The sequence below is a fragment of the Corynebacterium sp. ACRPE genome (genome assembly GCF_022347435.1).
GTDB lineage: Bacteria > Actinomycetota > Actinomycetes > Mycobacteriales > Mycobacteriaceae > Corynebacterium > Corynebacterium tuberculostearicum_D.
The window spans coordinates 23,435-49,658 of record NZ_JAKRNA010000004.1 but is presented as its reverse complement, the minus strand read 5'-3'; the positions used below and the strand labels follow the sequence as shown (position 1 = coordinate 49,658).

Genomic DNA, 26,224 nt, shown 5'->3' with positions numbered 1-26,224 from the left:
CCATGACACCACATAAAGCCTGGACACTGGCGGGACGGCAGGCCCGTCGCGTAATCAACTCCCGATTCGGCGCACACGTGGAAGCTGTGCACATTGCACAAGAAGACTCCACCCATCCTGGATTCCACCTCGACGGGCAGGAGCTTTTTATCAACCCGCCCTACGTACGCGACGCTGACTACCCGCCACCACTTGGCCCGATAGGGGAGCCGCAGTACCAACTCCAGCAGCCAGAACTGGTGGGAACCCTCATTTACCTTTTTGGCCGCAGTGCTCATTCCCCCTGGCGTGACACAGTTGAGGCAGGCCCCACACCGGAGGAAGACCACCTGACTGCTGCGCAGAAACTTGATCAGCTACGCGTGGAGGCGGCAGAAATCCGCAAGCGGCCTTTTGCCCGTATTCCGCTTGGGGCTTTCCTCGCGGTTTATCTCCGCGACAAGCAAAAGCCGCAACGCAAACTTCACGACGATGAAGTCGCCGCCTACCTTTTCGACCTGTATTTTCTCGACCTGTACGCCCGCCTGCGCCTAGGAACCATCCGCGTACACGACACACGCCGAAGCCTGCGGGACGCACAGCGATACCTCGCCGACACCGTAGGGGAGTCCGCATTGGCCAAACTCAACGCCATCGTGGACGGGGTGGGAAAAGCAACCGGCAACAATCCAGCCGAAATGCTGCACTACGGACAACGCTGGCACGACGCAAGAAAAGACATTGACCTCACCGGACTGGACGTAGAGGAGCTGTACGACCGGCTGCACGCCCTAATCAACAGCCTGGAGCATGAAAATGCGGAGGAGGTGCACACCCTCCAGCTGGCCTACCCTCCAACCGTGGCCCCCATCCACAAAAAGCACACCCCGCTGAACATGCGCGAGTGGGCCAACCAGCTTTCCGACGAGCAGGACGACGAACAGGAAGATTCCCCCGACTTCCCGAACTCCGAGGGAGACGGCGGGGACGACCCCGAAGATGATTCACGACTGGCAGGACTGGGCATCCCTGCCTCCCGACACGTGGAATACCGAAACCCCACCGAACGGGAACAGCGGCAAGCCATTGACCTGGCACACACCCTCAAACGCCTGCGCTACCGTCGCCCCAACGGTGCGCTGAAAGGCGTGCAAACCCCAGGAGGTCGCCTCGATACGCGTCAGCTGGTGCAGATGACTGCACAGCGTGCTCGCGGCACCACCATCACCGCAACCCCGTGGCAGCGCCGCTACGCTGCCCCCAGTGAACAGCCTGGCCTGACCGGCGCTATCGTGCTTGACACCTCCGCCTCGATGGGGATGGTGCGCCAAGCAATACTGTCGCTTAACTGGGTGTTTGCCCAGGCTGTTACGGCCGTAGGCGGAACCATCGCCACCTGGGGTTTTGGTGGAGACACTTTCGAGCTAATCCGCGCCAACACCCGCCCAGTGAAAGTGCCAGTAGCCGTAGACTCCGGCTCCACTTCCGAGGGTGCAGCGCTTGCACTGGCCCGCGCGGCTGATGCTGTGAAACTGGAAGAATGCGCCGGAGCACGAGTAGCAGTCGTGGTTACCGACTCCGCACTTGACCAGGGCAGGGGAAACGGTGAAGAGTCCCAAGCCCTCGACGCGGTTTTTGCCGACCTCAAAAAGGCAGGCGTGACAACCCTCCTCCTCCAAGTGGGGCCAGGGGGAGCATCTGCCATAACCTCCGCCAAGATCATCAACGGTGGTATGGACTCGCAGACAATGGCGCAGGTACTCGAACGCGAAATCATCGAATCCTACATGGCAGCGTAAGCAGAAAAACCGAGTCGGGCTGGTGTGCACACCCGGCCTTTACAGTGGATGTGAGAACACATTAACCAACCGACAAGGGGACACTGTGAGCGCAGAACAACTTGCCAACCCGGAGGATTACTGGGTTCTGCACCCGGACTACGACCACATCCCGCCGCTGGTGACACAGGACGGCGATGTGGATGCAGTAGGAACCGCACACGGGCGCACCATCCCCATGATTGGCACCATCCGCCCACCCGTCTACGACGTATCCCTCCACCCGTTCGACGGTGGAAACACCCGAATCTATGCAGATGATGCAGATGAAATCATGGCAGTCATCTGCGGAAAGCCCTACCGTGACCAGCTCAACCGCTGTCACCAACTTTCCGACGACTACCAACTTCTCAACGACGACAACGACCCAGACCGCAGCAAACGACTCGAAGCTGACGGACAGTTCGCACTCGAAGTGGGGCTGCTTTCCTACATTCGCGGCAGCTTCGCCCACAAAGCCCGCGCAGTAGCCCAACGCATCATCAACGAAAAAGCCCGCGAGGACGGCGCGTGGGACAACCTTAGCGACGAGGAAAAAGACGTACTCACCCGCGCCGCAGACACAGAATCTGACACCGCCCCAGTCGGCGTGCTGGAGGAAGCAGAAGCCACCGAAGCCAACCCCGACGGAACTACCGACACGTTCACTGTCACCCGAGGGGTATGGCGCTCGAACGATGTTCCACTGGTCATTAACGAAATTGACTACTTCCCCTGGCAGGAAATCCCCCGCCCCCTGTCCTCGACCACGGTGACAACAACCGCCGAGGATGGCGAGACGGAGCAAACGTTCCAGGACACCATCTCCGAGCTGAACCTAGCGGTCATCCCCGTAGACGACTCCCACGACCTGCTTTTCCGCTTGCGCGAGCTGGGGGTTATCAACATGGCCATCCGGCCGGACTACGCGGTTAGTGAACCATTCCGCGATTGGTACGCCGACTTCACGCAGCGTCGCGTTGAGCGCAACCGTCAAAAAGCAGCCACCAAAGACAACGACACCAACCAGCCAGAGGCATAAGCGAGGGGAGACAAGCTAATGGTATGCCGCGAAAACAAGGGCCGCTCCGCAACAATGGGGTACGAAAAGCACGTCCAGTCCCAGCATGGCGAGGCTTTTAGTGATGCCGAGATGCAGGGATTGCAGCACAAGATCCAGCATGAGGTGGAGGGTCTTAACTACGATGCAATGACCGTCGAAGACCAAATCCAAATGTGGCGCGAGTACAAGTCCCACATCGAAAAAGACGACACCCTATCCGAATCCCAGAAGTACCGTAAATCGTTCAAAAGGCCAGGTGTCGTCACCCGCATCGACCAAGAAATCGAGCGACTGCAAACCGGCAAGCACGAAAACGGCCAGGAGTTAACCCCTGCGCAGAAAAACAACATGGCGCAGATCTATGCCTCCATGCGCCTGTCGGAAGAAATTGGCCGCATGCAGCCAGCGAAAGAAAAGTACCTGGAAAACTACGCCCGCCACACTGGGCGCACCTACCAGGACGCCAATGAGCGTTGGAAAGAGATCTTCGAGGCCAAGCCCAGTCACCACAGCGAGTGGACGGAAAAGACCCAGGTTTCCGACGGTGTACGTGAAAACCTGAAAGTTGCAGGCATTGATGCCCAAACCCAGATGAACCTAAGCACGTCTGGCCGCGCCGTTCACGCCGTCGAGGTCATGGAAGCAGAACGCCAGCAATACTTGGCCACCCAACCCCGCCGCTCGGTACTGTCCCCAGACACTAAAATCGGCGGCGTGCACTCCCAGGACTCGGCAGAGGGACAACTGCAATGTCTCACCCGAGGGCCAAATAAGGGCTGTGGCCAGTTCGGACACGAACAACCCGACTGCCCCAACGCTGCTGCCGTGCAGCAAGCCCAGGACGCTAACAAGCAGTATGAAGCAGCCCGCGATGTAGCCGTCCGCCTGGAGCGCCGCCACACCTATGCTCAAAACGCCACCGATGAAGCCATCCGAGGCTCCTACCGCCTGCCGGAAGATGCAGACGTAGACCAGTGGCGCAAGCAGCAGATTTCCGACTATGAAACTGCGCGAGACAACGGAGGGTTGGAAAAAGCCCGCAAAAACATGGCGCGCTACGAAAAGCGCCGCGATGACCAGTGGAAAAACATCGACAGCAACGCCGAGCTGTACCACGATGAAGTGGACGCAATTCACTACAACCCTGAATCCGGTGTCCTCGTTATCACCAAACGCGGTGGCAGCCCCGACAACCCTGACGCGGATGACCACCTGGCACGCCGATGCAGCCAACAACAGGCCGACGACGTGGTACAAGCCCTCCGCGAGAAGAAGAGTCTTAACGAGGCTTTAGACCAACATGCCGGTGGCGACCGAAACAAGTTCGCCAACCAAGCCGACATGGAGCAGGCCTACCAGGAGGTACGCTGCCCTAACTGCGGCGAGTGGGCATCTATGAACACCTCCCACCAGTGCCCTGTATCTGGTGGCCCCTCCGAAAAGCTGGAGATGGAAAACCGTGCCGCCCGCATGGATCAGCGCAAGCGTGAGCGCGAAGCTCGCAAAGAGGGCGGGGAACCAGGCGTTGGGTTGCTGCGCCCACGCAACAACCTGAACTACCCCAGCAAGCACCACCGCTACTCCCCAGAGGCCGCCCAAAAAATGGGAGGTTTGCGCGCTGCCGTAGAACCGCACTGGAGCAGCAAGGGGTTCAACGATGTTCTCGCCGAGGGAGACTTGGCCACCCCACGCATCACCCACACCTACGACAACGGAATTGAAGTGTCCGGCAACGTATCCATGTGGCAGCAGGAGGTAGAAACCGCTGACGGCAATAGCCGCACGGTAACGTTCATGTCCCCCCACAACGTTGGCGTTGAGCGCACCGGCCTGAAATGCAACTGCGCCCAATACAAGAAGAACGGAAACTGCTCGCACATTCGCAACAGCCTCAACGTCGTGGGCAGAAAAGCAACCACCTACACCCAACGTCGAGTCCAGCTGGCCCCAGACAATTTTGTCCCCGGAGAAAACCCGTTTACCTCCTCCCGCCCCGACCCGACATCTCCACAAGGCAGCGGGGAGGGCGTGCGTACCGCACCAGACATGCTGATTCTCAACGAAACGCACACGGACTACGACAAGCTACGCCAGCTGCGCCAGGAGCGCATCAACAGTGACATGGATCAGTTCGTCCGCTCGCGCGCCGCAGACACCGGGGTAACCCCCGTAGTGGCCGTGCCCACCACCGACGCGGAGGGCCGCGAAACAGAAGCACCCGCCACCTGGCAGGCCATGCCCACGCTGGACAACGGCAACCAGCGCGGACGAACCGGCAAGGTTGTAGACGTAAACGATGTAAGCTCCTGCGCGTCTGCTATGCGCGACAACCTAAGCCACGTCAGCTACACCACCCCTGACGGCCAGGAGGGCCAGCTGCACTGCCGCGTATCTACCCGTGGACGCAAGGGAGGCCTCACCATTGCCCTGCCGAAGAACTGGGACAAGAAATCCGCCTCCCAGCGTGCAGCAGCCGTTCGAGGACTGTGCAACCACCTTGGGGTGAGCGAAACGTCCTACCGCGAGGGCGGTGTTTTCGTCCCCAACAACGCAGGCTCCCGCGCCGAATTTCTTGACCGCTCGGCCGGAAACCCGAAGACCCGACGGATTACCGGCCCGCAGATTAAGACCTCGCGCGACTGGAGCCGTGAGCGAGAAACCTACGCTGGTGCCACCAACGTTTAACCCGCCCTGCCCCGCCTATTTGAGAGGAATCACCCATGACCACCGCAGTTGATGAAGCGATGGCGGCCGCCACCAGCGACACCGCCCAATCCGCAACGGCACCTGCTGTCGATGACTCCCGCAGGGGTGAGCCAGTAGGCGGGGAACACGGCCCCCTAAGCGAAGAGCAAGCAGAAAAGCTGCTGCAAAAAGCGTTTAAGGCAGCCACCACGTTCGCCGACGTGATGCAGGAAATCCTGGATCGTAAAGCCTGGACAGCACTGGGATATAGCAACCCGCGCGACATGATCCGCGAGCGCTTCACCGGAAAACTAATCAACCCCCACACCGGAAACCCCTACGACCGGGGCTATGTGCGCCGCATGTCCAATAGTGCCTGGATGGTGTGGTCACTGTCCGAACTATGCGACGTTCCACCATCCGAACTGCACGTGGTCACCAGCGTGTTGGCCCGCATCCCCTCGGGCGGTGATGGGCGCAAGCACCAGAAGCTGGTGGACAACATCATGGCCGACATTGAGCAGCGCGGCATCACCAGCGTGGAGGGCATCAACGCCGTCATTGACTCCCACCTGACCACCTCCAGCCAACAGCGCGAGGTCACCAAGCCAGACGGTGAGGAGGTCACCGCAGCGGTAGACGAGGCGGAAGCAGACCTAACACCAGAGGAGGGTTCCCGACCAGAAAAGGATGCTCCAACCTCCGACAGTGCCGCGAGCGCATCTGAACCTAAAGACGGCATGGAAGCCCGCTACGGGGAGGCCGACGAGGCCGAAGACTGGCAAAACCAGGTGGAATCCACCCGAGAGGACAACGCCCTCGCAGGGGAGGACAATTCCACTCCTGACAATGCCGGGGACAAGCCTGGTGAGGGGCAGGAGTTTACTTCCGCGACTGATGCGTTTGATGCCGAATTTGCGGCAGGATCGCAAGCCCCCCAGCAGCGTGTGACGTGGGAGGATGCCCTAGAAGCGGTGCGCTCCACGGAGGCTGTCACCACCAACGTGCAGACAATGGCCACATTCCCGCAGGTGTTTGGGGATATGGCAGAGAAAGTTACCCAACTGTGTGCCGCCGTGACAGAAACCGTCAACGGGGTCGTGGAGGTCTGCCACTCGGTGAAAAGCACAGCCAAAATCTCCGACGCGGAGGGCCTTTTCGATGCGCTCGACGACAAGGAGCTGGATAAGCTGCGCGAGGATGTGCAAACCGCTGTGGCCTCCCGAGCGCTCATTGAGGCAGCCGGTGGTCTACTGTCCGGCTTTGAGGGAATCCCCGAAGCCCCCGACAACCTGGATAAAGCAGCGGAAGCGACAAAAGAAGCGGACGCGGCGGTAGAAAACCTGGAGGGCTTTTTGGAGGAAATGGACTTTCTTTACTAGCCCTGCGCCTTGATTTAGGCTTGACTTCCTCCCCGCCCTCACGGGCGGGGTTTCGATGAGACATTCCGATGAAAGAACCCCGCCCCATCATGGGGCGGGGTGTTTTCTACAGTGCCGCTGAAAGGTCACCCGAGGTGGCGATGACAAACGCTTGGGCCACCGTGAGAAGCGAGAACACACCGAGCAAAGCCTGGTCGGCCAGGCCGGAGGCGGAAATGCGCAGCGGGCCAGGAAGACCGAAATCCCACCAGCGTCGATTACCTACCGGAATGATGGGGGCTAGTGCAGGAATGCCCTGCTTGGTGACGAAATCGCCCAACAGGTGGGTGAGCACACCTACGGTGACTGCTGAACCCATCACAATGCCGGAGGTTCCTGCGGGCATGAGCTTCCACGCCAGCAGCGCCAATCCTGCCGACACGGCGGTGACAGCTATCCAGTCTTTCTTCTTCGACCATTCCGGCAGCAAGCCCCTAAGCCCTAAGCCTAGGAACACGAAAAGCAGACCAATGGCGGCATTAGCACCAAAGGCGGCTATGAGCGCTGTGGCGGCCACACCCATAAGCAGAGCGAACCACACTGTGTGGGTGGCGGTACGGTGGCCGTTCCCGCAGTATTCGTCCTTGGGGCCACGCGTGAGGTTAACGAGGGCTTGTGCCGCATTCTCAATAAGATGCGACAGGCCCAGCGACAGGGGGCCAAAACTACGCGAGACGGTAGCCTGCGGGGAATCCAAATCAGGCAGCAGGGCAGCACCCGCACAGATACCGGCGTAGATGAATGCTTCGGTAGGCGACTTCACCCCTCCCCAGGCTTCCGGGATGGATTGTGCGACAGCCAAGCCCACGGCTGCGCCGCTCATAGAGTGCGTTGGCCCCATGACCATAGTGGTTGTCCTTTCAACGGTGGTTGCGGTTGGAATGCCGCCAGCTTAGGAAACGGCGCTGCATGAATGCCTGAACTGTGTGCAGGTGGGCCTGCAACGGCGCTATAGAGCGCTAGACAGTGCCTCCCACAGGTTGGGCAGCAGGTAAATGGTCAGGTCTGCCACACCGTTGATGATGGCGGTCATAATCTGCCCCAGGCTGGCTCCGTCTATGTCGGAGGCGTTAAGCCCTTTCACCACGCCAATAAACACAAGGGCGCTTACTACCCAGCTGACTACCCGGCTAATTGTTTTCACTGCTCACCTGCTCCTGCATCGTTTACTTCGTCGGGGTTGGGGAGGTTTTCTCCAATCTTGTCGGAGGTCTCGCCTTGAAGCGTGTTCCACTTTTCGTCCCAATGGGCAAACCACTCTTCGGAGAGGAATGGGCTGCCCTCACCGACGTATTGGATAATCCCCCAGGCCACGCCGATGGAGACGAGTATGGACAAAACACCACCGATAAGTTTTTGCATTTTTCCTCCAGTCTTTTCCTCGCCCCTACAGTGTGCCAGGCGGGTGTGCACACCCCTGCGATCGCAAAACCCGCCGACCCTTTTTCAGGAATCGGCGGGTTGGTGGGAACTGTCCTAGAACGGCTGGGCGCTATCGTCATCATCCATAAAAGCTGTCACCTTTCGCTGCGTAGAGCGGCGAGTAGGGGACTGCTTCGGGGTGGTAGCGGCGTTCATCGCAGCATCCACCGGGGAGGACTCTTCCGCGACGGGTGACTGCTCCTCGGGTTCCTCCTCCGGCTCATCCATCGTTGGTAGAGCGGGTTCTTCGGGGGCGGATTCCTCCTCCACAACAGGGGCGGAAGTTGTCTCGTCGTCAGGTTGTGCGTCTTCGCCCTGATCTTCTATGGGGTCTGACTGCTCGGGGGCTGGGGTGTTGTCGTCGAAACTGTCGTTCATTTCCTCGCTTTCGACAGGAACCCAGCGTGGTTCTGTACCGCCGTCCCGGTTGGTGATTTGGGTGCGTGCGTAGCCCAGATCCTCTAGGTGCTGGCGAATCATGTCTTTCGAACCGATGACGTGAGCCGTCGGGTCCCACGGCAGGGGGCCGGTTTCGTCGGGGATGAAAAATGATTGGGCCATGCGGTAACCATTCTTGGAATCCCCTGCCCAGGAGCGACCTTTCGGCGTGCCCTGTGCAGGGAAGCGGGTGCCGTGGTTGCTGTTAAGGATCTGTTCGGAGGTGTATTGGTTGACTGGGCCGACACACAGGCGGAAACCAAGCTGGTCGCGTAGCTGTGTGGAGATGATTTTTCCGTCTGGCTTCTGTGCAGCAGAAATAATGTTGACTTCCATGGCGCGGCCCAACTGGCCAATCTTCTCTAGGTCGAAGCGAGCCTCGTCTTTCAACTCCTCAATGTCTTTGTTGGCGCTTTTGCCGAGAAACGCGGCCAACTCGTCGAAGAAAAGAATCAGTCGACGCGGGGCAGGTCCATGCTCGCGCTCCAGTTCGGGATTGGCTTTAAACTTGGCACGCAACTCACGTAGGTTGCGTACACCCACTCGGGAAAGAAGCGTTCGTCGACGATCCATTTCCTGCTTGGCGGCAGCGACAGTGGCCACAATATCTTCGTCAACAGCAGCGAATTTGGTGACGTTCGGAAACTCAGGGGTCCAGGTAAAATCCGTGCGCTTCGGGTCACACACGTACAGTTCAAACATGTCGGGGTTGTACATGGCCAAAAACAGGAGGACGGTCAGCGTTACCGAATTGTGGGTGGGTATAAGCTGCTCGCCGATAAGAAACTGACGGGTGGGGGAGTCCACGCTGATGCACCGCATGGGCCGCGGTTGAACTTTCCGCACCTCCACGATGAAGCGGCTGTTTGTGCGCGACTCGTTGGAAGCTGTGTAGCGAGCTTCCAGTGCGTGTGCCTTGCGCGGCAGGCGGAAAGGTGCGTGGGGGCTGGTGAAAGACACCGTGTAGCAGATGCCGTGCTGGGTTCCGTTGAGGTGTGCTGCCTTGGTGCGCATTGTCGCGCGGAACCCTAAGCCCAAAGCCAATTCCAGAACATCGTCCGCCAACTGCTTGTTCGTGTTGGAAAACTGGGCTTCCCCATGTGGGGCTACGGTTCCATCGGTGTCGAGAAGACCAGCCAAAAGTGCCTGGCGCTGCGCAATGGACGCGTTGAAATACTCCCTCGGGATGCGCTTTCGGACAGCACCCAACTCTGTTTTGAGTAGCCCGGATTTCCTCAAAAGCTGCTGCAAGCCGTTGACCGTGAAAAGCCCAGCTCCATCTTCCGGCATCTGACCTGTGACCACGAAGCCGTCGTCGCGGATGAAGTCAACAACTTCCGGGTCGATAGACGTAATCTGTCCGCGCCACGAGCTGCCGTCCCCCAACCAAGCACCCAAGGTGTAGGGCGCAATCGGCAACTGGGTTTCCGCAAACTCCAGTGGTTTAGCCATCGGCACACTGTGGTTGACATGTCCCGAGTCGGTGGTGAGGCTGTGGCGAATCGCGTTGAGTGTGCGGACCTGCCCCATAGGGCGCAGGGCCTGCTGATCCCACATGGGCTTTGCGCCATGTTCGGCGACAGCCTCAAACAACGCCTGCTTTGGATAGAGCACGACCGGGGATACCGCGCGCCGAACCGTCTTCTCCGGCACCGTCAACTGCACCGTTCGCTGCTGGAGCGAATTGGGGACCTGAGACTTAAACGGCGTAAGCCAGTTGAGTGCGGTTTCTCGATCCACCCCAAGCTTCTCAGTGAAATTGCTTGCGCAAACGTCATCTCCAGTGCGCTTAGCTTCGGCAAGGACCGCCATAATCCCGTCTGCATGCTCCCCAATGCTGGAGTTGCGTCGTGGATGACGCACGCGCCCCATCATTGCTTCGGCAAGCTGAGGTCCATCGAAAACGCGGACCCGCTGCTTTTGATGCACAATCTGCCCGCGGTAATGGAACTCCTGTTGCTGCGCACGAACCTCCTCGGCCGGTCCGAGCGAGCCAGCCAAGCGTCGTAGCGGCCCATTGGTTGTTTCGGTAAGCCCAAGCGCCTGGGTCGCTTCGGGGATTGACACTGTGTCCTGCGGGGATGCTGACGCTGCCAGCGCTTGCGCCGCAGCAATCTGGTCGTCAGTCAGCCAGCTTTGCCGTAAACGAGAATCCTTGAACTTGTCGTGACGGAATCGGGACACGCGCGCCGACCGGTCTTCGGTCCACCACAAATGCTGGTCATCACAGACGATGGTGGAACCATCGGAGAACACCACTTCAAAACATGTGTCAGACAGCGGTTGGTCGTAGACCCCAGTGACGGCGGTCGGCTGGCCGTTTTCGTCGAAAATCGTGTCGCCAACATTCAGGTCGCCGAGCGTCGACCAGCCCTCGGTGGTGCGAATGGGCGTTGCAACGTCAGCCGCCTTACCCGAACCGGTGGCCCCTCCCACAAGGGCGTGTGGAACGTCATTCAGATCCAGGGTGAGCCAGCCGCCACCTTTTTGGGGACCGAAAATGATCTTGCCGTTACGTGCCTGGTCACAAATCCAGGTGAACTCGTCGGTTCCCACCTGTGGGAATAGTGCAGATTTTGGCAGTGGTGGCACCGCGTCCATGGTGACAACACCCTCCGCCGGTGACCACTTGTAGTTCCAGTCGCACGCGTCGGTGAGACTGTCCCAGTGCTGCTCAAATGCTTCCTGGGTGTCACGCTTGGTTACGTCGTATTCACCGAAGCGCACTCGTGCTGTCTGTGGTAACTGTTCGCCCGAGGGGCCGGGTTCGTCCTGCCACTCCAACATGTCGCAGTCCACGAAATTGCGGGAGGAACCAAACTTGGATTCCACGACGTTGCGGAAGCGAGCCTCGGTGTTTTTTCGTAGCGCGCGCTTCGAGGAGGTAGCGACACAGGTGGTGTAGAGGACGGTGGAGCCGTTTTCCATCTCCCAGTTGTAAAGCCAGGTCACCTGGGGATAGGTAGCGCCCATTGCGGTGTCAAAACCGTTTTCAAAAAAGCTGCGCTTCTTCCGGTCTGCCAGGTCACGAGTGCCGAAGTTGATGGTGATGTGCTGCGGATAGTTGGAGGGAACATCCTCGCGCCCTAGAAGTTTGACCAGGTGCTTTTCCGCCATCCACTTATTTACGGTGACCTGCGGGGTGTCACCGTTGCGGCCGTTGGAGCGGGTGAGTCCAATAACGTCGTCGCTGATTTTGCGCAGCGTGCGCTTTTGCTTGGCCTCCGTTGAGGAACGATCCACTTGATTTAGTTCAAGTACCCCGTCATCCCAGTTGAAGATCCACTCACCTGGAGATTTGAGCTGCTTGTCTAGGGTGCGCTCGACTTTCTCCCGATTAGTGGGGTTCGTGTCGTCGAACTCGCCGTAGTCGATGGTGATACGCCCCGGGATTTCCAACATGGTGCCCCTCTTGGTCTCCTCCGAAGACCACTCGGAGCACTCGAAATGGTAGTCCGCCGCGTCGCGCTCGCGGATACCCAGCAGGTTTTTGGTGGAGGTGCGCACCTTAGTGTTGTAGGCCTGGCGCAGTGCGGCGGGGCTTTCCGCAGAGTCGGGGTAGACGTGCACTCGGGTGCGGTCTGGCCACTCAAAAATCCACTGCTGGCCCTCACCCAAAGGCCCCATTGACGCTTCCAGGCTGCGCTCGACTAGATGGTGGGAATACACGCTTATGGCTGCTGGGCAGTCACCGACGGTGAGCACCACTTCTTGCGGTGCGGCGTTTTTACCCCACTGTCGCACCTGGATGCGGTCTTTCGGGTCGGCTGGATTGCGTGCAGACCCTCGCGGGAGTCCTGCGGTGCGCTGATTTTGGTCATAGATGGCCTGTAGCGCCTTGCGGCGCTTGGGCATGATGGCTGCCGAGCGCCCCAAAGTGAAGATGAAGCCCACGGCCAGCGCAATGAGAAAAATTTTCCGCATCCCCGGCAAAAACCACAAGCCCACCAGGCAGATAGCGAAAAGAACCCAGTTGATGACAGATAGGTTGACCGGCCCCAACTTGGCACTGTCCGCGCGCCACGTCAGCGCAGCCCAATCCGCCAGCAGGCGACCTCCGGTTTGTTTCGCACTGTCAGCCATGCGCGATGACATAGTGTTTCCCCGGCGACGTGCCACGAAACCTCCTTATGAATGGAAAATGCTGTCTCCAACCAGGGTAAAGGGTGAGTGTGCACGACCCGCCTGACCGGCATCTACACCGTTCGGGCCTGGGTGCACACCAGGGCGCTATCGTTTTCGATGTTCGCCAAGCACAACCGACCTACGACGGCTGTAGCTGAATCTAAGACACCGGCGAGCGCGAAACCCCCGTCCACACAGAAACGGTGAACGGGGGTTTCTCCCATCAGGCAGCACAAACGCTGCCGGGGACAAGCGTTTAGAACGGCGGCTCGTCAGCATCACCGCCGAACCCACCTGCCGGTGGGGCCGAGTTCCACGGATCGTTTCCGGGGTCAGCCTGGTTGTTGGACTGGCCGCCGAAACCACCTTGGGGGTTAGCTCCGTTGTTCCCCTGCTGCTGGCCGCTGCCTTGGGACTGCTGGCCGCCGCCGTTGTTGAACTGGTTGCGCTTTACCTGCGCGGTGGCATACCGCAGGGAGGGGCCAACGTCGTCCACATCAATCTCGAAGACGCTACGGTTTTCTCCCTCGCGCGTTTGGAAAGAGCGCTGCTTTAGACGGCCGGTGACAATGATGCGCATGCCCTTAGACAGGGTTTCTGCCACGTTTTCAGCCATTGAGCGCCATGCGTTGCAGGTCAAGAACATAGCCTCGCCATCCTCCCACTGGCCGGTCTGCGAATTGTAGCGGCGCGGGGTGGAGGCGACGCGGAAGTTTGCTACTGCCGCACCCGCTGGGGTGAAGCGTAGCTCGGGGTCGGCAACAATGTTGCCGGTAACGGTAATTGGGGTATCTCCCTGTGCCATTGGTGGTTCCTTTCAACGTTGGGTGGTGTGTTCTTTTTTCCGCGTGGGATGGATGCGCGGCCCCCATTCCGCAGGCTCTAGGCGCTGCGCTGTAGTGGCATGCGGACAAACTGCGCGCGTGCCACATTGCTGGTGGAGCGCTCGCGCGCGGCCAACATGAGGCGGATGGTGCGCCCGGTAATACTGTCGAAGCCATCCCCGCCGTCCTCGAAGAGGCCAGCTTCTTCCAACAGAGCCTCGGCAGCATCCATCTGGGCTTTCAGCCGGTTAATGTGCTGCTGTAATGCCTGCTTGGAGACTTTTCCGGCAAAGGCTGCGGGCGCGGTTTCCAGCTGGTCGCATGCTGCTGCCAGGTGGGCCACCAAGTCGTGGTCAAGCCAATCGTCTCCCGAATCGACCGCCCCGGCAGGGCGGTACTGCTCGGCAAACGCTTCTGCCGGGGTGTGGTGTGGTGTGAGGTGGGTGGTGGTCATGGAATAGTCCTCCAGAAAAAGTGGTGCGCCCAGTGTGGGCGGTGCCGTGGTTGCTTGTGGCCCTGATTTTTCCACGGCTAAAACACCCCAGCCCGAACTTTTGCCTCACGCATACTCCCGTACGCTGTGACCAGCGATTACCTGGTGGGTGCGGTCGGTAACTACACCGGATACAACAAACTGTGTGGCCGGGGAGTGCCCTTTTGACATAAACGCCTTGCGCAAGCCACGTCCGTAAGGGCGGGGTTAGCAAGGTAGACCTTTGCCTGAGATCTAGTTACTCGGTCTTCCCGGCCCCTTGGGTTCTTTTCTCTGGTTTTGTACATACTTGCGTACCTTATCGAGGCTTGCCCCTCCGGTAGAGCACACGAAGTAACTAGGTGACCAAAAGTGGTTTCCCCACAGTGCTTTTTCCACCTCTGGAAACTTCTGTTCTCTTACCCTCCGCGCTGTGTTCGTCTTTAGAACCATGATGATTCGGGAAAGAGCAATCTTTGGAGGGTAATCAATAATCAGGCGAATGTGATCGTCTTCTCCATCAGCTTCAACAAGGGAGAAATCAAGACGGTTTCCCACCTCTTTACTGGCTTCGATTATTTCTTTGTAAACCCTGTCTGTAATAGCCCCTCTGCGATATTTGGTCACCAGAACGATGTGAGCTTGTAAACTATATACTACATGCCGTCCAGTACGATATTTATTGCGGTCAACGGGCATATTTTGTATTATAGACCATGTGAGCATAAAACAACGTCTTTACCCCAAACCACACCAGGAACATGGTCTTGTGGTTCATTGTGGGCAGGCACGTTTCGTTTATAATCTGGGACTCTCCCAGCGCAAGGCACTCACACGAAATTATCGTCAGCGCGGAGTAAAAGTAACCTACGCCACACAATGTAAAGAATTGGCTCAATTGCGTTCTGATGTGGAGTGGCTTCGTAAAGGATCCTCCGAAGTGCAGCAATCTGCACTTCGAGACCTGGATAGAGCTTTCGGAAACTTCTTCGCAGGACGAACCAAATATCCTGTCTTCAAAAAGCGCAGCAGCAAGCAGTCGTTTTGTATCAAGACTGCCTCCATTCGTCGCTACAACAAGAGAAATGCTGGTGTACACATCCCTAAAGTGGGATGGGTAAAGTTCCGGATCTCGATGAAATGGTGGCAGTTAGAAAAAGCGACAAGTGCTCGTATTTCCTGTGTTAATGGAAAATGGTTCGTCTCTTTTACAACACCGCCTCCTGACAAGAAGAAAGCAGGAGAAGGAATTGTAGGAATTGATCGTGGCGTGAAAATTACCGCCATGACCAGCGACGGAGATGCGCTAACCATTCCCGAAAGCGTGGCTGAATCAAAGAGATACAACCGCCTGAACAAGGCGTTATCTAGAAAGGATAAGAACTCTGCGGGACGAAAGAAAATTCTCCGCAAGATGGACTCTTGTCGTTTCACTATCGCCAACAGGAGGAAAGACTGGCTAGAAAAGACCACAACAATCCTTGCTCGGCGTTACTCGTGGGCTGTGTTGGAGGATCTAAAAACGTCGTCTATGACTAAACGAGTACCACCCAAGGTAGCGCCAACTGGCGAGTATCTTCCCAATGGGCAGGCTGCGAAAACAGGCCTTAATCGATCTATTTCCTCAGCCTCGTGGCGCATGGTAGAAACTCGGCTAAGCGACAAGATGAACGTTGTGAAATGTCCTGCTTTTTATACATCGCAGCGGTGTTTTCGCTGTGGACACATCAGTGCTGAAAACCGCAAAAGCCAAGCTGTTTTCTCCTGCACACAGTGTGGACACACTGATAATGCGGATCATAATGCTGCTCTTAATATCAGGGAAAGTGGTTCATCCCTTATTAACAACCACGCACCGCGTGAGGACTTCGCGTTGTGCTTAAACGATGGGGAGGATCCCACAGGGAAAATCCTTACCTCCGGCATAGCCGGAAATCCCCGTCCGTAAAGGCGGGGAGGAAGTCAACAGTAGTAGTTGAGACGGGTTTGAACTTCGGCCATAGTTGCGTGTCCTTGGGTTGTGGCTGACTTCTTTCCCACAAGCGTATGAGCGGGGTGTGCACACCCCGCCGTGCTAGTTGTCGGCACCCTCTCCCAAAATGAGATGCCACCTGCCGGAAACCTCGACGCGCTGCACCATGACCCCATAGATAGGTTCCAGCACCTGCGGGGTCATCACCTCGGAGGGCGGGCCTGCGGCGACAACCTTGCCGTGGTCGAGCACCACGATCTGATCGCAGTAAGTGTTGGCCAGGTTCAAGTCGTGCAGCACCACCACTGAACCTCGGTTGATGCGCCGCAAAATCTTCAACACCTCATGCTGGTAGTGCAGGTCAAGATGGTTGGTTGGTTCATCCAACAGGAGGTGGGTGGACTGCTGGGCCAGGCCGCGAGCAATCATTACGCGCTGCCGCTGGCCACCAGACAACTGACCTACCTGCCGGTCGGCAAGGTCAAGAACACCGCACGCCTCCAGGGCTTCATCGACTACTGCTGCATCCTGCGTGGTGATTCCAGCCCCAAAAGTCTTGTGCGGCAAACGAGCCAGAGACACTAGCTCCGCGACCGTTAAATCCACCTCGGCCGAGGCATCTTGCACCACGACAGCCAGCTTTTTAGCGCGACTTTTCGCCCGCATGCGCTCTACCTGTTGGCCGTCTACAGTAACCTCACCGCCGTTGGGTGACAGTGCGGAATACAGCGTGGACAGCAGCGTTGTCTTCCCCGAGCCGTTTGGCCCCACCAGGCCCACAACACCCTGGTCGGGAATATGCAGATCCACCCCGTCGAGCGTGACTGTCCGGCCAAAAGAGTGGCTGATTTTCGTCGCGTTAAGCATCAGCGTGTCCTTTCAAAAAATCGTTGAGTTCCCCCAGGCCATCCACCGCTAGTGGGGTAGGCGGATCGAACTTGTTAAGCAGCACGGGATGCACCTGGTTGTTGCGTACAGCGCGCATAGTCTCCACCCCATTCATAGCCTTCAGCTCCTCTACCTCCGCATGGCCATCACCCTGCGAGTGCAGCACTACAATCACATCCGGATCGGAGGCGATGACCTCCTCGGCGGAGACTTCAAACACACGCTTTTTCGTGTCGGAAAACACGGAGCGAAGACCAGCCGACGAGGCAACTTGGGTAGCCATCGACTCGGCACCGTAGGCATACAGTGGCCCGCCACCCACCGAGGGGAAGACAACCGCTACACTTTTCCCCTCGCCCGCAGCGTTGCGCTCTAGCTGCGCAATCCGCTGGCGTAGCTGCTCGTTGTAGTTGTCTGCCCTGTCGGGGACGTTAAACAGCTTTCCGTACAAGTTGACGTGCTCAAACACTGCATCCCAGCTGGGGTGTTGGGTGGAGTTTTCACACAGGGACGGCTCCTCGATGACGGCTTTCCCTGTGTCCTGCATGGTGTGAGCATTGACCGTATCGGTAATACCCACCACCAGGTCAGCGTCAGCCTGCATCATCGTCTCCCGCGAGATCTGCAAATGCCCACTTGCATTCAACCTGTCGGTAAGCGAGGGGATTTTAGCCAACTGTTGGTTAACACTGGCGGGGTAGTAGTCAGCGGGGAACTGGCCCGCCCGCGTGGTCACCCGGTCAAGAACCCCCAGCTTGGACAAGGTGAGGGGAACTGTATTTTTAATCACCGCCACCCGCTCTGGAGCATGCGGAAACGTCCAGGTGTTTCCGCAGTTTTCCACGGTGATAGCCTCACCAGTCCCCGCGATGGACGCAGTGCTTTCCTGGGTGCGGCCACAGCCTGACAGCCCTAGAGCCGTACACGCCAAAACAACGGTGGAAACGCACACCTGCAAGCCTTTTTTCATGGTCAAATCCCCCTTTTTTCAGTGCGCGGTTGAGCGCATGCGGCGAACAAGGACAAGCAGCAGGGGAGTGCCCACCAAGGCGGTAACCACCCCAATGGGGATTTCCTGCGGGGCCAGCACCGTGCGGGCAGCAACATCTGCTACCACCATCAACGTGGCCCCCAACAGGGCCGCAGCGGGAACAACAACCGCGTGCCTGCCGCCAACCATTCGACGCGCAAGATGCGGCACCACCAGTCCCACAAAGCCGATGGAGCCAGCCTCGGCGACGACTGCGCCCACCAGTAGGGACGTGATCACCAAAAGCCCCCCGCGCATAACCGTGGGGGACACACCCAGCGACAACGCCGTATCGTCACCAACCGCCAGTGCATCCAACGGACGCGACAGCACCCATAGGGCGATAATCCCCAAGCACACCGCGATGGTGGCGGCGGCCAGCGGGCCATTCCACGCTGCCAGGTTGAGGGAACCCAGCAGCCAAAACATCACCGACCGGGAACCCTCCGCACTGTCCGAAGCAAACACCAGAAACGACGTGGCCGCCGACAATGCGTACCCGACCGCCACACCGGCCATAAGAAGCCGATTCGAGGTCAACTGGCCTGCCCCTCGCGCAACGGTAACCACCAGGGCGGCAGCGATCAGCGCACCTGCAAAAGCGCTTGATTGTAGGGCGTATTCTCCCAGCCCTACTCCTGCGCCAAACAGTAGAGCGCACGCGGCACCAACACTGGCACCCGAGTTCACCCCAAGTACGTAGGGGTCGGCAAGAACGTTGCGCACCACCACCTGGAGGGCAACACCGGCCACCGCAAGGCCCGCCCCGGCGACCACTCCGAGGACAACGCGTGGCAGGCGCACCTGCCACACAATGACGCGGGTGGGTTCAGCTACCCCATCAAGACCCGCGCCGAACAGATGATGCGCCAACACTTGTAGCACCTGACCGGGCGGAATGGACACAGCCCCAACGGTGGTGGCAGCAGCAACTGCCACAACAAGAGCGCAGGTGAGGGCAATAATCCATGTTGCTCCTGTGCGGTGACTGTGGCGTAAAACTGAACGAGTAGACGGTTTCCCCAGCGTGGGGAGGGTGTCATGCTGTTTGTGTAGGAGGTTTGTCATGCACAAAACGTTACCTGCCGGGTGTGCACCCCTTGTCAGAAAAGCTCCGCCCCGAGTTCATGCCCCGTGCACGGCGACACCCTAGACTTATCCATCAGATACACAGCTACCCAATGCACTCCACCCAGGGGGAATCATGGCCCACACCATCGCCACAGCCTGCAACGACCTAGCCTGCGCCCTACTTGCAGTTGAGCGGGAGCTTGCCACCGACCGGCGAACCAGCCCAGAAGACCAGCTGAAAGTCCCCATCTCCACTTTCTTAACGGCCGTGGGAAACGCCCGCTCCAATCAGGTCAACGTCTTTACTGAACACCGTCAACTCTCCGGCGACAATGTGGAGGGCGTGCGCCTGGATATGGCCGTTAAAAACGGTCGCGGACAGCTCACCGGCCACCTGGAGCTGAAAAGCCCCAACAAATCTGCCAACCCATACCGGCAAAGCGGATGGTCGAAACACGACAAGAAACAGTGGAAACGCTTAGAAAACCACTCGAACCTGATCTACACCAACGGCTGGGAGTGGACACTACTTCGCCACGGGGCAGGACAACCCCTCGCCCACATCCAACTCACCCCCAACCCCGAGGGCGAACTGCCGGAAAACCAGGTGGAGGAGTTATCCAACCTGCTGGATCAATTCCTTTCCTGGAAACCCACCTCACCCTCTAGCCCTAAAGGATTGGCCGACCAGCTGGCACCACTTACCCGCCTGCTGCGCGATTCAGTGGTGGAGGTCATCACAGACAACACCCCAGATGCGCTCGACAACCTCTACGCAAACTGGCGCAAAGACCTCATGCCGGGAGCTACCGCCAAAGATTTCGCCGACAGTTTCGCCCAAACTTTTACCTACGCGCTCCTGTTGGCGCGCGTGGAATCCACCGTTCCCGCCGATTCTTTTACCGCTTCCGTCGTCACCCCAGACCTACGCCACAACGGCCACCGGCTTATCGGCTCTGTCCTGGAGGTAATGGCGCAGCCAAGCAACCGCATCCTGGTGGAGGGGCCGGTATCCCTCCTGGAATCTGTCATCGGTGCGGTGGATGTAGACAAGTTCACCTCTGATGCCGACCCGTGGCTGTACTTCTATGAAGACTTCCTCGCAGCCTACGATCCGAAAATGCGCGCCGACGCGGGCGTGTACTACACCCCGGTACAAATCGTGGAAATGCAGGTAAGGCTCCTCGACGAGATCCTTAAAACCCGTTTCGGCCGCTCCGACGGCCTGGGAGACGATGCCACCAGCGTTCTCGACAACGCCACAGGCACAGCCACCTACCCGCTGGCAGTAGCCCGCCACGTTCTGGGCCAAGCTGCATCACCCCAGGATGCAGCCCGCAGCCTCGCTCAACGCCTGTATGCGTTTGAACTGCTTATGGGGCCATATTCGGTGGCGCACATGCGCCTTACGCAGATGCTGGAGTCCACCGGAATTGAGTTGGGCAAAGACGGTGTTAACGTCTACCTCACAAACTCGCTGACCGACCCAGGCGATGTGTCTGCCGACGGCAATCAAATGACCCTCTGGGAGGTCATGGCGGACATTAACGAGGAAACCCGCAAGGCGGGACTGGTCAAAAATGACCAAACCCCCATCCGTGTCATCCTTGGTAACCCGCCCTACGACCGTGGCTCTCGTAAGAAAGCCCTGGGAAGTGGCTCCACCGAGCACCGCAACATTGTCCTGGAAGAACACAACGGACACCCAGCACTCCTAGATGATTTCATCTCTCCATTAACCGAAAAAGGGCAGGGTGGGCAGGTGAAAAACCTCTACAACACCTATGTTTATTTCATTCGCTGGGCCATCTGGAAAATCTGCGAACAGCGCGAAAACGAAACAGGTGTCGTCAGCTACATCACCAGTTCCTCCTACCTGCGAGGCCCAGGCTTTGCAGGCCTGCGCGAATACATGCGCAGAACCTTTGACGAAATCTGGATCGTAGACCTAGGCGGCGAGGGTCGCGGCGCTCGAAAAGAAGAAAACGTCTTTGCCATCCAAACCCCGGTCGCGGTCTTCTTCGGTATTCAACATCCCAAGAACTCCAGGGGACAGACCAGGCACCATACAACCCGAATGAAGAATCCTGCCACGGTCTACTACCAGCGCATTGGGGGAAACCGGCAAGAAAAACTGGACGCAATGGCCGATGTATGCGCACCAGAATCTGGAAACGACTGGGTGGAGCTGCCGAACAAAGACTGGGGAGACAAGTTCGTCCCCTCCACAGCAGCCGCACTATCTGACGGCGTGCCCCTCGACATGATTTTCCCCTGGAGCGTTTCTGGTGCCCAGTACAAACGCAAATGGCCTATTGCTCCCGACCCACAAGCATTAAACAAGCGCTGGGACAAGCTCTTTGCTTCCGGCTCTGTGGACGAGGAACTATTTTCCCCAGACCGAGATTGCGCCCCACAGGTGAGAAAAAACGATGTGCTCACGGATGAACCATTGCCAGTGCTTGCCGGTCAGGACGGCAGGGAAAGCATGGTAAAGCCTGTACGTTATGGCTACCGTAGCTTCGACCGCCAGTGGTGTCTTCCCGACCACCGCGTAGGCACATATATCCGGCAACCTTTGTGGAACAGCTACTCAAACAGCCAGCTTTTCTTGGTGACCCTCACGGCAACCACTTTGGGGAACGGCCCCGCAGTAACGGTTAGTCCGTACGTTCCTGACATGGACTTTTTTAAGAATCGCGGCGCAAAGGACGTGCATCCGCTCTACCGCACCGCAGGAACCACCCAGCCCAACATCTCCACTGCACTGCTCGCAGCGCTCACCGCCACGTACAACCGCGAGGTGGAGCCATTCGAGGTTGCGGCCTACGTGGTTGGACTCCTGGGCACCGGGGCATACACCCAGCGGTTTGGTGAGGAACTGTCCGAAGCTGTCGCACACGTCCCCTTTACCACCGACACCGCGCTGTTTGGGCAGGTCGTAGACTTCGGCCGCCGCATCATCTTTGAGCAAACCTGGGGTGAGCGCGGCGGAAAACTCAACCAGTTTGGACAGCCCACCGGAACCCGCTTTAAGGGAACAGCCACCATCGCCATCCCCACACCGGAGGGCACCTACCCCGAGAATTGGGACTACGACGAGGAAAACCACCAACTCCAGGTGGGTACAGCACGCTTTGACCATGTTTCCCCGCAGGTCGCCAGCTTCGAGGTCTCCGGCATGAACGTGCTGTCTTCCTGGCTGGGCTACCGAATGAAAACCCCGGCTGGAAAATCCTCCTCACCACTGGATCAAATGCAGGCAGACAGTTGGCATCTCGACGGTGAACTGTTGGAGCTGCTGTGGCAAATAGAGTTCATGGTCAACGCCGAAAAAGAGGGCAGCCAGCTGCTCGAACAGGTTGTCTCCAGCAACCTAATCAGCGTTGCAGACCTGGGCCAGCCAACCCCACAGGAGCAGAAAGCCCCACCCAAAAAGCAGCGGGGAACCCTACTCTAAGCGGCCTGCCCCTGCGGCTGGGCGGCCTGCTGCTTTTCCCGGTACTTTTGCTCCGCCAGGCTGCGGAAATCCTGCGGGTTGGCCATCCACTCGGACAGGGCGGCGCGCATGTCAGCGGCCGAAATCTGCGCCGACAGGTAGGTGCCAAACTGGGCTTCCAGAACAGGGTTAAGCTGCTCGACGTACTGGGCCATGCCAATCGTTTCAATCAGCCCATCCCACATTTCACGCGCCTGCGCATCATCGGAGAGCATGACCTCCGCGTCCTGCGCCGGAGCCTCCTGCTGTGGGGCGTTATCCTCCTCGCGCGGTTCACTCGGGGAGTTCTGCGGGGCAACCCCCGCCTGCGAATCCAGCTTGCTTTGGGTCATGGTCACTGCCTCCATGTAGCGTTCAGCAGCCGCATCACGAACCGTTTTAGCCCACGTGCGCTTTGCCTCGGCATCGGTGAGCATGTCAGCGGTAAACGGCTCCTCGAACTCAACGACGTGGGCGACCCACCCGCCAGCTTCGGTGTGCGCTTTCGCCATACGGTCACACACGCCAGTAACCCGCTCCTGCACACAGTCAGCAATCCATAACAGCGCGGTAGTCAGATCTGACTCCCAGCCGCGCATCTGCGGGCCGGTAGACCCTTGGGGCGCTACTTCGGCCACCAGTCGCGCTGCATCCTGGCGCGTGTGGCGAACCTGCGACACCGCGTAGGAGGAGGGGTTGATGGAACCGTCAGCGGTGCGCTCATTCCACGGCTTGCTGCCGCCACCGGAGGAGCTGGAGCGCTGGAGGTGGGCCACCATCTTGGTGAGGCTTTCCAACTTCTCCAGAATCTCTGGCGACGTGCCAGCAGCAGCGGCAGGGGCTGCCGAGGCGACGATGAAGCCACCTACCGGCTGGCCCTCCGGCCCGCTGGGAATAACCGTGCCCTGCGGTGGTAGGTCACCATCCTGGTTGTCGCGGACGTTTGCCCACTTGTACGGGTTGGAGCGTGCCTCGTCGGAGACAAGCGTGGTTTCCGGCTCGTCAGCAAAACCAATCACCGCCAGCACTTTGGAGCAGTTGTTTCCCGTCTCGTTGGAATTACCCGACGACTGTGGGCCATCCTTACAGCCGCGCAGCACGTGAATTGGGGTGGTGTAGGGGATGACCTCACCATCTTTAGATTTCCACCGCCTGCGGGTTTCAATTCCGATGTAGACCGGGCGAGACTGCTGCTGCGCCTGGCGTGCCAGCCCCACAAGTGGCGAGTCTGCGCGCAGGTTTGCGCCGAAGTCGTACTTCATTTTCTTGTCGGAGCCGGTGACAGCGGTTTTCGCATCAAAGACAACGTTGACCGTTCCCTCGCCGTCTTTTACCTCCTTGACCTGGATGGACATGTATTCGTTGATGAACACATCCGGGTGCAGTCGCTCCTGGACAGGCTCACCGTTGACGGTGAGAGCAACAGGCTTTTTCGATGGCTTGGAATCGTAGGCGATGAACGAGGAATTGTGGGTGTTGCGGACAAACTGTGGCTGATTCACGAAGACTCCTTACAAATGGTGGATGCGGTGGTTTTTCACTGTGTGACCACAGACTATGAAACCCGCCCAACCCCATGCCCGAAACACGTTTATGCAGGTAAATAAACTTCGGGCCAGCCTGCACACCCGCCTCGTAGCGTATGGGGCATGGACGTTGAAGAACTGATCAGCGCAGGCACCCACCGCTGGTGCCCAGGCTGTAAGGCCGCAGTCATCCCCGTGGGGAAAGCCTGCTGCAACACCTGCGCCCTGCGCCCTGCTACTGAACCCACCCCGCGCACACAGCCCACCCAGGGCACCACCAGTGCAACATCACCACGCGCACCCTTGGCAGATTCCACCACCTATATCCACCAGGAAGCACTCGCTGACCTAAGCCGCTTTGATGATCTGACCATGTGGATTGTGGCAGCCGGAAAACCCGTCACCCAAGGCTCCATGCGCGCAGTAGCGCCAGGGGTAATGAAGCACTCCTCCGGCAAAGAACTCCACGCCTGGCGAGACAGTCTAAGCAAAGAAGCACTACGCCTTACCGAGGGAAAATGGACAGCACTCAACCTGCCGGTACGCCTGGATGTGGTGCTTACCGTGCCGCACAAAAAGACCACCCCACGGTGGTCACCACTGGTGTGCGACGATGGCCCCGCACGCATCCCTCCCATGACACCACCGGACGTGGACAAGCTGCTGCGCGCCGTACAGGACTCCCTTTCCCCGCGAGACGATAGAAAGAAGGGAGAAAGCGTCAAAGGCCGCGACCGGAGATTTCGGCTGCTTGCCGACGATTCCCGCATCATCGACTCGTCGGCGCGCAAAACCTACCCCACCCCACACCACACACACCCGTGGGCGCTGCCTTTTCCAGGGGCAGTCATCCGTGTCTCCCCACTCGGGCAGGAGGTTTCCCCGCTGCCCACCTCCACGTTGTCAGCCCCCGAGCCGTTGCCGGAGCCTGCCGCACTGCTGCTAGAGCAAGTCCGCGCCCGCACACGACGGTAAGCAGGCTGGCCGCATAAGGGCAGAAAGAAACCCCCACTGGGCCGCCCAGTGGGGGTGTGCAAGAACTGTCCTAGATGCAGCAGCTAGTCTTCTTCAAGAGCCTTGGCGGTTTGCGCCGTCCACAGCAAATCCATCGTGTTGACCGCATTGTCATCCAGGCGGCCCTCGAACGTTAGCTGGCCCTGCAACGTGGCACCCCTGCCATGCCCCAGCATGCTTACCGTCGTGGAGGTGCCCTTAAATCCCTCCGGCGTGGAGACCGCGATCGTCTCCGACCATGCGCGGCCATCTTTCATTTTCCACGCCTCCGGCTTCACCTCCAGCGGCTTGCGGGTAATGCGCACACGTCGTGAATCATCTTCGCCGTTTTGCACAAACTCTACGTAGGAACAATCCCGCAGGTAGGAGTCCACTTTCTCGTAGTCCAAGCCATTGCTTTCCACATTCGCATTGGACGCATCCACACGGATCTGCGCATTGTAGGCCGTGTTATACATCTCGGTGCCAGACCACTCGGTTGCCTCATTCATGATCAACCCAGACACCTCGGCCTGACGCTCACCACCAGGGGTGCATTCCTCGTTGTTGACCTCCTTGATGGAATCATTCGGTTTCAACGGCTCGGGTGGTTCCTCCAGATACTCCTGCTTCCAGCCAATAAACGGCGGTGCTGGAAGATCGCCCTGGTTTACGGACACCAGCTTGTCGCGGTAGGCCTCGGCATCCATCTTGGTGCCGGTAAGCATCTTGTATAAGCCAAACGTGGCAGCGATAGCCGCCACCACCAGGACGGCGATGATAATGGCCCCGGTTTTTCCAGACAGGTTGATGGCTGGCGAATCAGCGGACGTGCTGGTCTTGCGATACTTCGGCGCAGCGTTTCTGCCGCGAACGTTGCGCCGCTTGCCGTTGTTGTCGGCCACAGTGGACTCCTTGCTGTACTGGGTGGTCTGTGTCTTCGCAACTCATTGTCTCACTAGGGTGTGCACTCAAATCTGGCTACGCCACAAGCACTCGCCAAGGGTGTGCACACCCGGC

Annotated in this window: 19 protein-coding genes; 7 read left to right on the top strand and 12 right to left on the bottom strand. The window is 58.6% G+C overall.

What is annotated here, in order from left to right:
* Positions 1-2 precede the first annotated feature (2 nt).
* The 4 genes from MHY13_RS03405 to MHY13_RS03390 all read left to right on the top strand — a co-directional run bounded on the left by MHY13_RS03405 (position 3) and on the right by MHY13_RS03390 (position 6,926).
* Positions 3-1,778 carry a hypothetical protein gene (locus MHY13_RS03405; RefSeq protein WP_239280822.1) on the top strand — a complete coding sequence of 592 codons (1,776 nt, stop codon included), beginning with the start codon at positions 3-5 and terminating at the stop codon, positions 1,776-1,778.
* Between the two features lie 85 nt (positions 1,779-1,863).
* Positions 1,864-2,838, top strand: coding sequence for a hypothetical protein (locus MHY13_RS03400; RefSeq protein ID WP_239280821.1), 975 nt, complete (start codon positions 1,864-1,866; stop codon positions 2,836-2,838).
* 18 nt (positions 2,839-2,856) lie between these two features.
* Positions 2,857-5,544, top strand: coding sequence for a hypothetical protein (locus MHY13_RS03395; protein WP_239280820.1), 2,688 nt, complete (start codon positions 2,857-2,859; stop codon positions 5,542-5,544).
* A 35-nt stretch (positions 5,545-5,579) separates the two neighbouring features.
* The gene (locus MHY13_RS03390) at positions 5,580-6,926 is read left to right on the top strand and encodes a hypothetical protein (protein WP_239280819.1); all 1,347 of its coding nucleotides are present in this window, start codon (positions 5,580-5,582) and stop codon (positions 6,924-6,926) included.
* A gap of 106 nt (positions 6,927-7,032) precedes the next feature.
* Here MHY13_RS03390 and MHY13_RS03385 read toward each other — a convergent pair whose 3' ends face one another.
* The 7 genes from MHY13_RS03385 to tnpA all read right to left on the bottom strand — a co-directional run bounded on the left by MHY13_RS03385 (position 7,033) and on the right by tnpA (position 14,945).
* Positions 7,033-7,812 (bottom strand): metal-dependent hydrolase, encoded by a 780-nt coding sequence (locus MHY13_RS03385; protein WP_255726955.1) that lies wholly within the window; start codon positions 7,810-7,812, stop codon positions 7,033-7,035.
* A gap of 102 nt (positions 7,813-7,914) precedes the next feature.
* A complete protein-coding gene (locus MHY13_RS03380) occupies positions 7,915-8,109 on the bottom strand; it encodes a hypothetical protein (RefSeq protein WP_239280817.1) in 195 nt (64 codons plus the stop codon).
* Complete coding sequence (locus tag MHY13_RS03375) at positions 8,106-8,327, bottom strand: hypothetical protein (RefSeq protein ID WP_239280816.1); 222 nt, start codon at positions 8,325-8,327, stop codon at positions 8,106-8,108. Before MHY13_RS03375 ends, MHY13_RS03380 begins: the two co-directional genes overlap by 4 nt.
* A 114-nt stretch (positions 8,328-8,441) precedes the next feature.
* Positions 8,442-12,908: an FtsK/SpoIIIE domain-containing protein gene (locus tag MHY13_RS03370; protein WP_239280815.1), complete on the bottom strand. Its 4,467-nt coding sequence runs from the start codon at positions 12,906-12,908 to the stop codon at positions 8,442-8,444.
* Positions 12,909-13,206: 298 nt separating this feature from the next.
* Complete coding sequence (locus MHY13_RS03365; protein ID WP_239280813.1) at positions 13,207-13,755, bottom strand: single-stranded DNA-binding protein; 549 nt, start codon at positions 13,753-13,755, stop codon at positions 13,207-13,209.
* 77 nt (positions 13,756-13,832) lie between these two features.
* Positions 13,833-14,228 carry a hypothetical protein gene (locus MHY13_RS03360; RefSeq protein ID WP_239280803.1) on the bottom strand — a complete coding sequence of 132 codons (396 nt, stop codon included), beginning with the start codon at positions 14,226-14,228 and terminating at the stop codon, positions 13,833-13,835.
* 273 nt (positions 14,229-14,501) lie between these two features.
* Entirely contained in the window at positions 14,502-14,945 is a 444-nt protein-coding gene (tnpA, locus tag MHY13_RS03355) for an IS200/IS605 family transposase (protein ID WP_239280802.1), read from the bottom strand.
* A 19-nt stretch (positions 14,946-14,964) separates the two neighbouring features.
* Here tnpA and MHY13_RS03350 point away from each other — a divergent pair, with 19 nt between their 5' ends.
* The gene (locus MHY13_RS03350) at positions 14,965-16,194 is read left to right on the top strand and encodes a transposase (RefSeq protein ID WP_239280801.1); all 1,230 of its coding nucleotides are present in this window, start codon (positions 14,965-14,967) and stop codon (positions 16,192-16,194) included.
* A gap of 126 nt (positions 16,195-16,320) precedes the next feature.
* On the opposite strand, the gene MHY13_RS03345 is transcribed toward MHY13_RS03350, so the two are convergent.
* The 3 genes from MHY13_RS03345 to MHY13_RS03335 are packed head-to-tail and all read right to left on the bottom strand — an operon-like array spanning position 16,321 to position 19,102.
* Positions 16,321-17,085 (bottom strand): ABC transporter ATP-binding protein, encoded by a 765-nt coding sequence (locus MHY13_RS03345; RefSeq protein ID WP_239280799.1) that lies wholly within the window; start codon positions 17,083-17,085, stop codon positions 16,321-16,323.
* On the bottom strand, positions 17,078-18,076 hold the full coding sequence (locus MHY13_RS03340) for an ABC transporter substrate-binding protein (RefSeq protein WP_239280797.1): 999 nt from the start codon (positions 18,074-18,076) through the stop codon (positions 17,078-17,080). The genes MHY13_RS03345 and MHY13_RS03340 overlap by 8 nt, the downstream gene beginning before the upstream one ends.
* Positions 18,077-18,094: 18 nt before the next feature.
* Positions 18,095-19,102, bottom strand: coding sequence for an iron ABC transporter permease (locus MHY13_RS03335; RefSeq protein ID WP_239281009.1), 1,008 nt, complete (start codon positions 19,100-19,102; stop codon positions 18,095-18,097).
* 238 nt (positions 19,103-19,340) lie between these two features.
* Here MHY13_RS03335 and MHY13_RS03330 point away from each other — a divergent pair, with 238 nt between their 5' ends.
* Positions 19,341-22,667: a type ISP restriction/modification enzyme gene (locus MHY13_RS03330; protein WP_239280795.1), complete on the top strand. Its 3,327-nt coding sequence runs from the start codon at positions 19,341-19,343 to the stop codon at positions 22,665-22,667.
* Here MHY13_RS03330 and MHY13_RS03325 read toward each other — a convergent pair.
* Complete coding sequence (locus MHY13_RS03325; protein ID WP_239280793.1) at positions 22,664-24,187, bottom strand: hypothetical protein; 1,524 nt, start codon at positions 24,185-24,187, stop codon at positions 22,664-22,666. The genes MHY13_RS03330 and MHY13_RS03325 overlap by 4 nt on opposite strands.
* 147 nt (positions 24,188-24,334) lie before the next feature.
* On the opposite strand from MHY13_RS03325, the gene MHY13_RS03320 reads away from it, so the two are divergent.
* Positions 24,335-25,186 (top strand): RusA family crossover junction endodeoxyribonuclease, encoded by an 852-nt coding sequence (locus MHY13_RS03320; protein WP_239280791.1) that lies wholly within the window; start codon positions 24,335-24,337, stop codon positions 25,184-25,186.
* A gap of 83 nt (positions 25,187-25,269) precedes the next feature.
* Here MHY13_RS03320 and MHY13_RS03315 read toward each other — a convergent pair whose 3' ends face one another.
* Positions 25,270-26,109 (bottom strand): hypothetical protein, encoded by an 840-nt coding sequence (locus MHY13_RS03315; RefSeq protein ID WP_239280789.1) that lies wholly within the window; start codon positions 26,107-26,109, stop codon positions 25,270-25,272.
* Between the last annotated feature and the right edge of the window lie 115 nt (positions 26,110-26,224).

Bases quoted from the DNA above. Each gene is read 5' to 3' on its own strand.
- MHY13_RS03405 (WP_239280822.1), top strand. From the start codon at position 3: ATGACACCACATAAAGCCTGGACACTGGCGGGACGGCAGGCCCGTCGC.
- MHY13_RS03395 (WP_239280820.1), top strand. From the start codon at position 2,857: ATGGTATGCCGCGAAAACAAGGGCCGCTCCGCAACAATGGGGTACGAA.
- MHY13_RS03390 (WP_239280819.1), top strand. From the start codon at position 5,580: ATGACCACCGCAGTTGATGAAGCGATGGCGGCCGCCACCAGCGACACC.
- MHY13_RS03385 (WP_255726955.1), bottom strand. From the start codon at position 7,812: ATGGTCATGGGGCCAACGCACTCTATGAGCGGCGCAGCCGTGGGCTTG.
- MHY13_RS03375 (WP_239280816.1), bottom strand. From the start codon at position 8,327: ATGCAAAAACTTATCGGTGGTGTTTTGTCCATACTCGTCTCCATCGGC.
- MHY13_RS03370 (WP_239280815.1), bottom strand. From the start codon at position 12,908: ATGGCTGACAGTGCGAAACAAACCGGAGGTCGCCTGCTGGCGGATTGG.
- MHY13_RS03365 (WP_239280813.1), bottom strand. From the start codon at position 13,755: ATGGCACAGGGAGATACCCCAATTACCGTTACCGGCAACATTGTTGCC.
- MHY13_RS03360 (WP_239280803.1), bottom strand. From the start codon at position 14,228: ATGACCACCACCCACCTCACACCACACCACACCCCGGCAGAAGCGTTT.
- tnpA (WP_239280802.1), bottom strand. From the start codon at position 14,945: ATGCCCGTTGACCGCAATAAATATCGTACTGGACGGCATGTAGTATAT.
- MHY13_RS03345 (WP_239280799.1), bottom strand. From the start codon at position 17,085: ATGCTTAACGCGACGAAAATCAGCCACTCTTTTGGCCGGACAGTCACG.
- MHY13_RS03340 (WP_239280797.1), bottom strand. From the start codon at position 18,076: ATGAAAAAAGGCTTGCAGGTGTGCGTTTCCACCGTTGTTTTGGCGTGT.
- MHY13_RS03330 (WP_239280795.1), top strand. From the start codon at position 19,341: ATGGCCCACACCATCGCCACAGCCTGCAACGACCTAGCCTGCGCCCTA.
- MHY13_RS03320 (WP_239280791.1), top strand. From the start codon at position 24,335: ATGGACGTTGAAGAACTGATCAGCGCAGGCACCCACCGCTGGTGCCCA.